The organism is Lactiplantibacillus sp. C232, from assembly GCF_023806725.1.
GTDB lineage: Bacteria > Bacillota > Bacilli > Lactobacillales > Lactobacillaceae > Lactiplantibacillus > Lactiplantibacillus plantarum.
In genome coordinates, this window is sequence record NZ_JAMSKZ010000016.1 from 64,266 (window position 1) to 76,035 (window position 11,770).

19 protein-coding genes, 1 tRNA gene and 1 other annotated feature (1 of these 21 running past the window's edge) are annotated in these 11,770 nt (G+C 39.7%); of the genes, 13 read left to right on the top strand and 7 right to left on the bottom strand.

The genetic code is table 11. The features are described 5' to 3' along the window. Positions 1 to 76, top strand: a sequence feature (ribosomal protein L10 leader region); it begins 38 nt to the left of the window's first position. A gap of 29 nt (positions 77 to 105) precedes the next feature. Both rplJ and rplL read left to right on the top strand, forming a co-directional pair. Next, positions 106 to 609, top strand: a complete 504-nt coding sequence (gene rplJ / locus MZO41_RS13540; RefSeq protein ID WP_003643933.1) for a 50S ribosomal protein L10 — start codon at positions 106 to 108, stop codon at positions 607 to 609. 61 nt (positions 610 to 670) lie between these two features. Continuing rightward, positions 671 to 1,039, top strand: a complete 369-nt coding sequence (gene rplL / locus MZO41_RS13545; RefSeq protein WP_003637775.1) for a 50S ribosomal protein L7/L12 — start codon at positions 671 to 673, stop codon at positions 1,037 to 1,039. Positions 1,040 to 1,190: 151 nt separating this feature from the next. Here rplL and MZO41_RS13550 read toward each other — a convergent pair whose 3' ends face one another. The 7 genes from MZO41_RS13550 to MZO41_RS13580 all read right to left on the bottom strand — a co-directional run bounded on the left by MZO41_RS13550 (position 1,191) and on the right by MZO41_RS13580 (position 5,456). Next, entirely contained in the window at positions 1,191 to 2,393 is a 1,203-nt protein-coding gene (locus tag MZO41_RS13550) for a tyrosine-type recombinase/integrase (RefSeq protein WP_045353238.1), read from the bottom strand. 80 nt (positions 2,394 to 2,473) lie between these two features. Continuing rightward, positions 2,474 to 2,544, bottom strand: a tRNA-Gly gene (locus tag MZO41_RS13555). A gap of 28 nt (positions 2,545 to 2,572) precedes the next feature. Further along, entirely contained in the window at positions 2,573 to 2,995 is a 423-nt protein-coding gene (locus MZO41_RS13560; RefSeq protein ID WP_252129690.1) for a hypothetical protein, read from the bottom strand. Between the two features lie 4 nt (positions 2,996 to 2,999). Next, a complete protein-coding gene (locus tag MZO41_RS13565; protein WP_252129691.1) occupies positions 3,000 to 3,281 on the bottom strand; it encodes a hypothetical protein in 282 nt (93 codons plus the stop codon). A 343-nt stretch (positions 3,282 to 3,624) separates the two neighbouring features. Continuing rightward, entirely contained in the window at positions 3,625 to 4,551 is a 927-nt protein-coding gene (locus MZO41_RS13570) for a DUF5067 domain-containing protein (protein ID WP_252129692.1), read from the bottom strand. Positions 4,552 to 4,617: 66 nt separating this feature from the next. Beyond that, positions 4,618 to 5,049, bottom strand: a complete 432-nt coding sequence (locus tag MZO41_RS13575) for an ImmA/IrrE family metallo-endopeptidase (RefSeq protein ID WP_063490490.1) — start codon at positions 5,047 to 5,049, stop codon at positions 4,618 to 4,620. An 8-nt stretch (positions 5,050 to 5,057) separates the two neighbouring features. Beyond that, positions 5,058 to 5,456, bottom strand: a complete 399-nt coding sequence (locus MZO41_RS13580; protein ID WP_015968456.1) for a helix-turn-helix domain-containing protein — start codon at positions 5,454 to 5,456, stop codon at positions 5,058 to 5,060. 166 nt (positions 5,457 to 5,622) lie between these two features. Here MZO41_RS13580 and MZO41_RS13585 point away from each other — a divergent pair, with 166 nt between their 5' ends. The 11 genes from MZO41_RS13585 to MZO41_RS13635 all read left to right on the top strand — a co-directional run bounded on the left by MZO41_RS13585 (position 5,623) and on the right by MZO41_RS13635 (position 11,666). Next, entirely contained in the window at positions 5,623 to 5,889 is a 267-nt protein-coding gene (locus tag MZO41_RS13585; protein WP_046811056.1) for a helix-turn-helix transcriptional regulator, read from the top strand. Continuing rightward, positions 5,886 to 6,134, top strand: a complete 249-nt coding sequence (locus tag MZO41_RS13590) for a hypothetical protein (protein ID WP_095762462.1) — start codon at positions 5,886 to 5,888, stop codon at positions 6,132 to 6,134. The genes MZO41_RS13585 and MZO41_RS13590 overlap by 4 nt, the downstream gene beginning before the upstream one ends. 676 nt (positions 6,135 to 6,810) lie before the next feature. Beyond that, complete coding sequence (locus MZO41_RS13595) at positions 6,811 to 6,993, top strand: hypothetical protein (protein ID WP_252129693.1); 183 nt, start codon at positions 6,811 to 6,813, stop codon at positions 6,991 to 6,993. A gap of 60 nt (positions 6,994 to 7,053) precedes the next feature. Next, positions 7,054 to 7,608, top strand: coding sequence for a hypothetical protein (locus tag MZO41_RS13600; protein ID WP_108909728.1), 555 nt, complete (start codon positions 7,054 to 7,056; stop codon positions 7,606 to 7,608). Positions 7,609 to 7,613: 5 nt separating this feature from the next. Next, positions 7,614 to 7,901, top strand: a complete 288-nt coding sequence (locus MZO41_RS13605; RefSeq protein WP_046947907.1) for a hypothetical protein — start codon at positions 7,614 to 7,616, stop codon at positions 7,899 to 7,901. Positions 7,902 to 8,002: 101 nt separating this feature from the next. Further along, positions 8,003 to 8,140 carry a hypothetical protein gene (locus MZO41_RS13610; protein WP_162255282.1) on the top strand — a complete coding sequence of 46 codons (138 nt, stop codon included), beginning with the start codon at positions 8,003 to 8,005 and terminating at the stop codon, positions 8,138 to 8,140. Positions 8,141 to 8,272: 132 nt separating this feature from the next. After that, a complete protein-coding gene (locus MZO41_RS13615; RefSeq protein ID WP_252129694.1) occupies positions 8,273 to 8,719 on the top strand; it encodes a recombination system host exonuclease inhibitor in 447 nt (148 codons plus the stop codon). Positions 8,720 to 8,721: 2 nt separating this feature from the next. Beyond that, positions 8,722 to 9,609 carry a recombinase RecT gene (locus MZO41_RS13620; protein ID WP_252129695.1) on the top strand — a complete coding sequence of 296 codons (888 nt, stop codon included), beginning with the start codon at positions 8,722 to 8,724 and terminating at the stop codon, positions 9,607 to 9,609. Then, a complete protein-coding gene (locus tag MZO41_RS13625) occupies positions 9,533 to 10,393 on the top strand; it encodes a PD-(D/E)XK nuclease-like domain-containing protein (protein ID WP_286208037.1) in 861 nt (286 codons plus the stop codon). Before MZO41_RS13620 ends, MZO41_RS13625 begins: the two co-directional genes overlap by 77 nt. An 80-nt stretch (positions 10,394 to 10,473) precedes the next feature. Next, positions 10,474 to 11,382 (top strand): DnaD domain protein, encoded by a 909-nt coding sequence (locus tag MZO41_RS13630; protein WP_252129696.1) that lies wholly within the window; start codon positions 10,474 to 10,476, stop codon positions 11,380 to 11,382. Further along, positions 11,379 to 11,666, top strand: coding sequence for a hypothetical protein (locus tag MZO41_RS13635; protein WP_011101095.1), 288 nt, complete (start codon positions 11,379 to 11,381; stop codon positions 11,664 to 11,666). The genes MZO41_RS13630 and MZO41_RS13635 overlap by 4 nt, the downstream gene beginning before the upstream one ends. The last annotated feature ends 104 nt before the right edge of the window (positions 11,667 to 11,770 follow it).

Genomic DNA, 11,770 nt, shown 5'->3' on the forward strand with positions numbered 1-11,770 from the left:
ACGGCCTTAATCTACCTGCCGAGGACATTGTTTTTTCTCTATGTCTTGGTGGACATAGGGATTTTTTTATAAATCCCTGAACCAAAATTCTGGGAGGTGAATCTGTTGAGTAAAGAAACAATTGCTGTTAAAGCACAAGAAGTCGAAGAAGTTGCAGAACAATTGAAGAGCTCAGTATCAGCCATTGTTGTTGATTACCGTGGTTTGACTGTTGAACAAGTAACTGATTTACGTAAGCAATTACGTGAAGCCGGTGTTAAGATGCGCGTTATCAAGAACAAGATCATGGTGCGTGCCGCTGATAAGGCCGGATTTGAAGACTTAAAACCTGTATTTGCTGGTCCTACTGCCGTTGCCTTCTCTGAAGAAGACCCAGTTGCTCCTGCAAAGATCTTGGCTAACTTCGCGAAGACCGCTGATGCCCTTCAATTAAAGGGTGGCGTGATCGAAGGTAAAGTTGCTGATCTTGAAACTGTTCAAGAATACGCTACGATGCCATCACGTGAAGAATTATTGGCTACGATCGCCAACTTGTTACAAGCACCTGTTCGTAACGTTGCATACGCTGTTAAGGCGGTTGCTGAAAAAGGCGACGAAGACGCAGCTTAATTTGCTGTCAGTGTGTTAAAAAAACTAAAATATAAGTTCATATAAAATGGAGGAACAAAAAATGGCTTTTGATAAAGATGCTATTATCGACTCATTAAAAGAAGCTTCAATCTCAGATTTAAACGACTTAGTTAAGGCTATCGAAGAAGAATTCGATGTCTCAGCTTCAGCTCCTGTTGCTGTTGCCGGTGCTGCTGGTGGCGACGCTGCCGCTGCTAAGGATTCATACGATGTTGAATTAACTGAATCCGGTGACCAAAAGGTTAAGGCTATTAAGGCCGTTCGTGATATCACTGGTCTTGGCTTGAAAGATGCTAAGGGTCTTGTTGATAACGTACCTTCAATCATCAAAGAAGGCGTTTCAGAAGACGAAGCCAACGATATGAAAGCTAAGCTTGAAGAAGTTGGTGGTGTCGTTACCCTTAAGTAGTCAAATACTTAGAGTAACGTTATTAATCCGGAAACATCGTTGTAATGACGGTGTTTCCGGATTTTTTTGTGTTTTATTTACGACAGAATCAGTTACATCCCGATACGATTCCGGTACAAATTCTGGTACATAATTTTTTGTACCAGAATTTTCACAAACTTTGGTGTTCATCATCTGAATCTCCTAGTAGAGTAGGAGCCATGCCATTAAAGACATTAAGTGCACCACGAACATTTTCCCGAGTGTAACTTTGAGTCATTTGCAAAGATGAGTGGCCTAACCAGTGCATGACATCAGTTGCAACTTGTCCATTGGTGAGTGCCATGGTAGCAAAGTAATGTCGGAATATGTGAGGGGTAATATGGATTCCAGCTGCTTCACCCACTTTATTCAAAACCTTATTTGCTTGCTGTACTCCCATTGGCATACCAGTCTTTTCATTTACAAATAAAAAACTTTCATCATTAATGTTTCTATGGGTCTTTGAATAAATATTTTGACTATAGGTGATGGCGTAATGGCAAATATTGAGCATTTCACCACGTACATATATCGTGCGGTAGCTTGAGTTATTCTTTAAGTCACCGCCTTCTGGTTCTGCATTAGTACGCCCCTTCTTAAATTGTATTGCGCAAACTTCTTCGTCATTCCATTGTGAGAATTTAAAAGAACTGAATTGTAGTCCCATAAGCTCTTCACGTCGTTCCCCAAGCGTTAGCAGGGCTAACATGCAGTATTGGTACTTTGACAAGACACTAGGTGCTACGGCCATGAGTTGGTTATACTGTTTTTCGGTGATTGTTTTTGATGACGGTGATTTACCACCATCAATTGAGATACCACTCAACTTGTTTTTCACAATCACATCATTCCGGGCAGCATCATTCATCAATATTTGCATTACAGAATTGGTTGTAATAATAGTGTTCTTGGCATAACCATCTTTGATCATTTGATCGATAAAATTTTGGTAACTTTGCCTAGTGATTTCATTGATTTTCTGATTACCGAAAACAGGCTTTAATTGATTGTTCCAGTAGTTTTTTTTCTGAGTAATGGTAGCTGGTCGCCAAAGTTTCAGGTCGATATTTCGCTTTAGAACTTTATCAAAGTAAGCTTGAAGCGTAATTGTGTCTGAAATTGATGCGGTGATTTGTCCAGTTCCAAGCGTTACTTCGAATTTTTTTAATTCAATATCAGCATCTCGCCAAGTTATAAAACCAGATTTGCTCCAAGTGCGGTATTTATGATTAATATCGGTATAAGAGCGGCGAATTCCGTATTTTTTCCCTCGTTTTGTTTCATATTCGTAGATTCCAGGGTGACGTTTTAAAGGTTTCCATTGTCGTGGCATACTCATCAGTCCTCCAATTAGAATTATTTGAACGTATGTTCTTTTGAGTTCAAAATGTATACCCCAATAAAGGGGTACTAAGCGAGTGACGGGAATCGGACCCGCGACTACAGCTTGGAAGGCTGTCGTTTTACCACTAAACTACACTCGCGTGGAAGCCCGGTGAGGGGCAATAACATTTAAATCAATTGTGCGATGTCGCCAATTTGAATCGGTTTGTTTGATTTTTTAAAGCCACCAGTAACTTGTGTTTTATCAACATTGAGTTGTTCACGATGGCTTTCACCATTCATACTGGAAATAAATCCGCCTAAACTATTCTGTAAAATGGGTTGAGCACTAAGCTGGTATGGCGAAATAGTAATGATTTGCGAATTGCAAATTGACATATGTGGGTATATTTGGGCCGCTATGACTTCTCCCTTGATGTCATCAAGAGTTCCTAGATTTTCACCAGTATCAGGGTCTATAACAGTTGAGTTACCAAGTTTTCCGATTATTCTGAATTTGTCACCTTTGTTGATTCCTTGCTCAGATCCGGCATTGATGACAAGTGATGTATCATTAATTATTTTTGCAACTTTAAAATTTTTTGTGTCCAAATTATTATTTCTCCTTATCAATTGTTAAAGCACTTTTCTGGGCTAGAAAGGTTTGCTGTTGTTCTGAAGATACTGCTCCTAGCATAGATGCAAAAAGAAAATCGTATGCTTTTAACCGTTCACGATAATTTTGTAATTGTTGATCTTTTGAATCATCCTGTTCAATTAATCCATCACGATTGTCAGTAACTGTTTTTAAGTTGCCCTCTAGATCCTGAATTTTGCTATTTAAAGAATGAATTTGCGAGTTTATTTTTTGCCTATATATACAAAATTGTAAAGTCAATGTTAAGATTACAGAAACCAAGATTCCAAGCGCGCATATCCAAGCGATGAACCAGTTTTTATTGGCACATTGAGCAATTAACGCTGCAATAAAAACGATTCCTATTGATACAATGGTGTTTCTAAAAAAAGTAATTAGGTTTCACCTCGATTCATGTATTTTTTTGATGGTTTTTACATTTATTACTTTCTTGTCAGTAATATTTGGTAACATTATTGCCAATAGAGAATTCTTGTTATGCCAGCCAAATATTTGTGCAGTTAATGAATTTAAGGTATTTAGGTTACTGATTATACTTAGCATTCAGATTATCCGTGTTCCATTCGGTAGCGACCGAGAAGTGTTAGTTATTTGGCAGATCTAAAGTTATTGTACCCAGTTTGGCATCATTGTTATCTGGATCAGTAGCTTGGATTTTGACAGGATATTCATTATTGTCCAATTCATAGCTCCCCATACACTTTACTTCGGCACCTGGTTTAACTTTTTGTGACGCAGCTTTTTCAAGCGAGCTCCATTCATCAGAGTCCTTTGAAGGATTACCGAGGTCCAAGTCATTGATTGACGTTTTACTTTCTTGAGTAAAATGAGCACCCTCGATAAGTGATTCAGTTGGTTCAATATTTTTATTCTTAGAAGTATTTTTGAATGTATAGTAGACAATCAAGTCAGTTCCACCCTCAAAATGTGGTGTGGTTTCTGTCGAAGTAATTGTGATTGTATAATTGGTAGTTCGAATTGTTTTGCCAGAAACGCCTGGCATTGCATTTATTGCTTTTGTTGCACTCTTAATTGCGGTATCTAGTTTTGTTGGAGCAGAAATATTAAACTGCTTTCTTATTTTTTGACTCAATAATGCTTCTTTTGAAATTAAGCTATTCCCTTTTTTATCAAGCTTAAGTTGTCCCATGTAGTCATCAATTAATGTATGTGAATATTGCACTAATTTTGACATATCAGAGACACCGTCTTCACTCTTATGCTGTTTTAAAGTAGCTTCATTTTTAGTTAGCACCGTATCTGCGCTGTTAACTGCATCTGACATTTCGTTATCATTATTTTTAATTGAATCTGTCAACTTACTCCAAACATCAGCCTCAGCATTCATAGTAGTGTTATAAATTGCTGTTACTTGTTTGTTTGTAAGCTGTTTAGTTGCTGTTTTGCTAGTATCGCTACTATTTTGGCTAGAACTACTTGTACTTGTGTTGGTACAACCTACTAAGCCAAATGATAACAATGTAATTCCTAAAATTAGTCCCTTTTTCAATTGAAACTCCTCCAAATTAACATTTATCCAAATAAATTCCCTATGATCATTAAATTTTAACTCATGTTATGAAAACGAGAAAAATTCCATAAATTCATCTGGTAACCCGTATGCGTTTTTCAGCGTATTAAAGGTATCAGGCAATTCATCGTATTGTTCTTCATAAAGTTTAGCCAATTCTTGGCATGCAAAAGCATTGGCCTTGTACTCAGCGCTATTCTTCTGGTAGTCTCCAAGTGTGTACCAAGAAACACAGGCCGTGTCCTCAATGCCGTGGCATAATTCATGGGCCATAACTGGAAGTCTGGCCGGTGAATCACGAAGGCTATCGTTAATTATTATATCTGTGATCCCCAATATCGGAGTACAGACCCCCATATTTGCCCCAATGTCCTTAAAGTGAACTTCGAATCCCAATTTATCTGCAATCGCAAATGGATCATACGTTCCAAAGGATTTCGCAAGTTGTTCTACCTTAAGATACGTGTCGTATCGCATGCAAACACCTACTTTTTTCCTTCTTCGCGTAATTTTTTCAAACGATCCCAGTAAATGCCTTCAATAACATTACGGACTTTTTCTTTATCCTCTGGTGCCATACTCATTCCACCATATCCCATAGGTGTATTTGATTGAAGCAACTTATCTAAATCAATGCGATCGGCTTCGGTAGCCCAGTCAGGTGATTTATGACTCTTTTCGCTATTTCCAAGAAGATAGTCAGTGGATACTTCATAGTAGCTAGCAAGAAGTTTTAGAAGTTCATTGTCGGGTTCGTTACGTTCGTTTTCCAAATGTGAATATCGAGCTCTACTGATACCAATTGATTTTGCAACCTCATCTTGTGTCTTGCCTTGCATATTTCGTAATTCTTTTAAACGATTTCCAATTCCTGAAGATGCCATAGTACCGCTCCTTTCTTAATGGATATTATATGTATCAGTATAGATACATTGCGTATCGGTTTCAATGAATGATACAAAAAGTTTCCAAAAGCACTTGACGATACTTAAAGTATCGTTTATTATAATAGTTGTTGATACGATATGTATCGGATTTGGAGGTGCAAAAATGAAGCGTGAGCGACTTATTGCAGAAAGAAATAGGAATGGTTGGTCTCAAAATAGTGTTGCAAAATTACTTGATATTGCGGAAATAACTGTTAGAAGCATAGAAAATGGATCGCGCAATCCTAGTAGCAAATTAATTGCTAAATTTTCATATCTTTTTGAGGTTAAACCAGAAATTTTGTTTCCTGATATTTTTTTGCCAGATAAGGATACTAAACGTATCATATCGGCGAAAGCATACAAATTGACAAAGGAGGCGGCAAAATGAAACTAAGTATTACACGAACAGGCGATAATCATAACGAAATTCAAAATGTTCCAATCGGTTATGAAGTAAAACTGAATGATATATCTTTAACGGACATCGGTAGCGATATGAAAGTCACTGAACTTAACTTGAATATGAGAGCCGGGGAGAATCCTAAGTTAACCATTTACGCTGATGCTGATCCAATGGTTATCAAAGAACTATTAACTGATGTGGAAATTAAAAAGAATAATTCCGACAAATAACAGCACCGAAATTATTCTTCAAGTTAATACTAACTTACTCGGAAGTTATAACCATCGTAGTAGGTTCCATCAGGTGTTAACGACATCTGGGTTGTTAGTTAATAAGTAAATCGTTTAATAGAGGTGGAGCATGCAAATAGCAATTTTGGTTTGCCAGATTTTTAACATTATTTGTCAGCTAATTTTTATCTTCCTTATTATCAAAGACAACAACTATTGACTGAATGTGTGATAAGTAATGGATAACTCTATCTGTGTGTATTACTACTCTTGTGATAGGAATCTTTTCTACTAAAACGTATGAATATCGAATTTGTTTTCCGGGTTGTAATAGTTCTTTTCTATAAAAGGGTCCACTATACGACATTGGATCCGCGTGGGAGACAATGTCATTACCTGAAAAAACTTTTAAATCGTTTACCCAAACAGGTTGTCGTCCAACATTTGTGACCGATATCTGAAATGAGTAGCTGTTCTTGAATTGTATTTCTGAACAGCTGACAGCTATCTTGCCACGTTGTTGAAAAAGTACAAGCAGGATAGATATCGTAGATAAGATTACCGAAATAATTGAACTAGTCAGAGTTGCAAGTGCCATATTATCATCTCCTTATGCTCAATTATCGCATAAGGAGCGAATAAAACTATTAACTTTTCAAAGAACGGAGGAAACAACATGCAAGCAATTAAAAATCACAAACGTGAACTTGTCGATTCAATCATCGAACTGCTCCCGGCAGTGTCGCCGATTCTGATTAATGCTAAGACATTTTGGATGTCGGAAGACGAGCTTCAAGAGCTGATAGCTATGATTCACGACGGGGACCGAAATGAGTTCTATGAAATGATTAATTCTTAATTATATTATCCGGCGTTTTTGATTCAGGTTAAACCATGAAAACTGAAAGGTGGTGAGAAAATGCCAACACAATCTAGTTCAGTATATGCAGGTAGTATGCTTACTGATGCCATTAATCAAAACAGCGTAACGCCCATCAACTTGAGTGGCAAGGTAGGCTACTCGGTAACATTAATTTACAAACAAAGACATGATCAAGCACGGATTCAGATCGAATCAGTTCCTGCATTCTTAGCAGCATTGCCCAACCAAAATCAGTTCTTTGCAATCGAATTGGCACACAGATTCGTGGGAGTAACAACACCGGTGATTGACGGTGACCGAATCATGAAGGAACCGCTGGCGATGGCTGTTAAAACCATGCCGGAGTTAAGCCAAGCACTAGCAGCTATTCAGGATTCACTTGATGAACTAACGATACCCAAAGAGGATTTGAAGCCAAATGACTTTGATGATCCAAAGAAATTAGTCGCTGAGTGTTTTGATGCAGTGCTTTACTTGTTAAACCTAATCGCATACGTGTGTCGTGGCTTTGATTTGTCTATGCAAGATCAGCTTAAACAGCGAATGAAAAAATGGTTTAAAGATGGAGTCGTTAAACATAGGAAGGAGTGATAGAGATGATGATCTCAATGCAAAATGACGATACTGAGTTTATTGATGCTGTAGCCGTTGCTGTAGCTGATAGAATCATGCCACAACTGGAAGTGCTGGTGAAGAAGTATTACACACCGGATCAGGGATTAAACCAACAGCAAGCCGCTAGTATGCTCGGATGCAGTGTAGATACATTAAAAGATTTTTATTACTATCAGCCTGGATTTCCACATTTCAAGAAGGGGACAAAAGATTCATTTTCACAAAAAGCTTTAGAGAATTGGATGTCTGACAACCAAATACGAGCGTAAGGAGGAAATAGCAATGATTGAAGGAGCATTAGTAGGCTGCGCGTTAACTGCATTGTGGTTCAAGCGTCATGAAGTTGCTAGTTGGTTTGGAATTTAAGGAGATGAAGACGATGAAGTTCACGTTCAGGATTGGAAATGTGCTTTACAAGCAAATCACAATTGAAGAATTGAATAATCTTTTTAACACGTTTAAGGAGGTTGAACGAATTGGAAGTACGCAAAGTATCGCCAAAGCCTAAATTTGAGTACGAAAAAAGCTGCTCGAGTATTGGTAGTACCCGTGCAGCAAAGACGCTTAATAAATTTATTTTCGAGTTCTATTGTACTCCGAAACTGTCACTAAGACAACGTTTAGCGCGGAGGTGGACCAAATGATGCTGCAAGAACAGCTAGACACACTTAACGCAAGTGAGGACCGCATGAAGTTGCGCGGCCCTGATGAGCCATTACCAATCTTACACACAAATTACTGGCAACTTGAGAACGATGAACGTGATCATATCGAAGATGCTGATGACTTCTGCTACGACGCTGACGAATTTGATAAAGCACAACTGTTCCAAGATTACATTGATAACAATAGCTTTAAACGGTGGGCTACTGATATGCAAGCCAATATGCTAAGTGGGTTATGTATCGTCACTTTCGGGTCAACGAATGTTGACATTCCGTATCCGGATGAAGGCACTGAACCGAATTGGCAATGGCTAATTGATGTATTTGGTGAAGCCAGAATGTGGGACGAGTTACTGGTACATGTCGATACAGCTACCATGATGGAGCGCCTAGGCTATCACTGGGTGTCAGAGGAGGAATAAGCATGAGTAATGAGTTAGTTACGATGGTTAATAACAATATTGAGGATATGAAGAATAATGAAGGCTTGTCATTACCACCTGATTATTCAGTAGGGAATGCATTAAACAGTGCTTACTTGATTTTGAGTGATACGTCTAAGGGCCAACCACTACTAGATAAATGTGATCAAGGCTCTGTTATCAAAGCTTTGATGAATATGGCAATCCAGGGACTAAGCCCTGCTAAGAATCAGTGCTATTTCATTCCTTATGGCAACCAGTTAGTCATGCAGCGCTCCTATTTTGGCTCAATTAGCGTTGTAAAGCGTCTTTCAAATGTGAAAGATATTCAGGCACAGGTCGTCCACAAAGACGACACGTTCAAGATTGGTGGTGAAAATGGAGTGTTGGTGGTTAAAGAGTTCGAGCCAAGCTTTGAGAACCTAGATAAGCCAATTATCGGGGCCTTTGCATGGATCGAAGACATCAACGGGAACCGGACATACACGGTTATGACAAAAAAGGACATCGACATCAGTTGGAGCCACGCTAAGACGAAGAAGGTTCAAAACGAGTTCCCAGAAGAGATGGCTAAACGGACTGTAATTAATCGAGCTGCGAAGTTCTATATTAATTCAAGCTCAGACAACGATTTATTTGTAAAAGCAGTTAACGAAACCACTCGCAACGAATATGAGAATGACGATAGAAAAGACGTAACACCGACTAAAAGGTCATTGGTGGCTGACGTAGCAGAGAATAAAGCCGAGAAGGTAGAATCTGCCGGGCCAGCCAAAGAACCCGTTGGAACGGCTGTAAAGGAGGCATCAAGCAATGATCAAGAACCTATCAAAGACGGGGCCGACCAGCAGAATCTCTTCGACAACCTCGGAGACCTTGACGCCGGCTAACTATTACGATCGCTGGACAGATCAATCATTTATGTCAGCAACATGGTTCAAGAAGTTTTTGGCCTGTGAGGCTGAAGCACTAGCCGAGTTGCAGGGTAAATGGGAGCCATATATGAACTCAACGGCGCTAGTCGTTGGAAATTGGCTTCACAGCTACTTCGAAAGCGAGAAAGCTCATGCCAAGTTTGTTGATGAACATCCAGAGGCAATTTCAAGCCAGGGCCCAAGCAAAGGTCATCTCAAAAAGGACTTCAAAATTGCTGAATCCATGATTGAAGCCTTATCTGACGACCATGACTTTAATCTTCTTTATCAAGGCGATAAGGAAGTGATTGTAACTGGTGAAATCGGTGGTTATCCCTGGAAGGGCAAGATTGATTGCCTCAATTTGAAACAAGGTTACTTCGTGGATCTTAAGACGACCGCTGACATATACAAGGCGTATTGGAATCCAGAAACTCGTGAGAAAGAACCGTTTGTATATGCGTATAACTACCCACTTCAGATGGCAGTCTATCAAGAGTTGATTAAGCAGCAATTTGGTGTGACGTGTAAACCGTACATCGTGGCAGTAAGCAAACAGGATCCACCAGACAAGCAGGCTATTGATTTACCGGAGTACCGACTTACTAATGCTATGAACCAGGTATTGGAATCTCAACAGCATATTCAAAATGTCATTAAAGGCGAAGCAGATCCTATCCAATGCGGACATTGTGCTTATTGTCGTAGTAACAAAAAGTTAGAGAGCGTCGTTAGTGCAGACGACTTACTCATAGATTGACTAAACAGAATTGGCTTGAATGCAGCAGTGACTGAATACACCGAGCGGGTGAGAGGCCCATTAGTAAAGGAGGGACGAATTTGGATTACTTCAAACAACGACGAGCCTACCGTAATTTTAAAATGTATGAAGCGAGTGTCTCTAACGGCCAAAATAATCTGTATCGCGAGTTACTAGACTATGCGAACGACGAAGGCAAGTTGGACGTTCAGTTTCGCATGAAAAATTCGGCATTACTCAGTCTTACAGGACTATCCGAACCCGGCCTCGATAAAGCACGCAACTCATTAGTACAACTAGGACTAATTAAATACGTTAGAGGCAAGAAAAATGTGAAACCACCTGAATATCGCATTATTAATTTATATAGTAGGTCAGCTGGTTACCCAACTAGTAACCCAACTACAAGTCATAAAAGTAGGTCAACTGGTTTAGATGAAGTAGGTCAACCGGTTGGGCAAGGTGGAGGTCAACCAGTAGAACATAAAGAACTTACTAGTACTGACCCTGACTTGACTGATACTGACTCTTATGATGATGACGCGGGTGTCACACGTGAGCAGGTCATTAACGACTGGACCAACCTGTGGGGATTCCCGAACGGGGTTGCTCGTCCTGAAATTGATGAATGGCTTGCGGTGCTTAAACCTGAATTGGTGGCTTACGCCATTCAAATTGCTGGTGAACACGATGTGCAGTCGCGAGGAGCTTTGAAATACGTTCGTGCAATTGTTGCGGGCTGGAAGAAACGAAATATTACGACGTTAGAGCAGGCTAAAAAGGCCGCTGCTAATCATGACGACCGCATGAAGAGCGAAAGAAAACCTAGTGGCTATTCAAAGCCACGCCGTAAAGAAGTTACGCCAAAGTGGATGCAAAACGGCGCTTCTCAGGCGGATTCTAAGCCAAGCTCAAGCGATAACGAGCAGGACGATATGAGCGACGAGGCGTTCCTAGCGTTCATGAACAGTCAGGAGGAAGCTAAATGAATTGGGGTAATCAATTAGTCAAGTTAGCCGCTAACCATGCCTATGAACCGGCCGCATTGCACTGGACTAAGCAGCGTATGAAGCGGCATTTAAAGACCGGCGGTAGTGCGCAAGATGAGGTGTGCGCTCATGAGTACAAGCTATTTGCACTCGAGGTTTTAATTATTGAATATCAGCGGGATGGCTTAAATTTTGATTTGAACCAATGTTGGGGTAAACCAGCCGAGTATTTTATTGATCTAGAGCAAGCTAGGCAAGGATTGCAAACGGGGGTGAGCGCATGATAGATGATATCTCAACAGCTTTTAAATGGAATCAAAAGGATGCTTTGTTTGCTGAGCAAATACTTGCTTATGAGGGAACACCAGCAGCAATTAAATATTTTAGT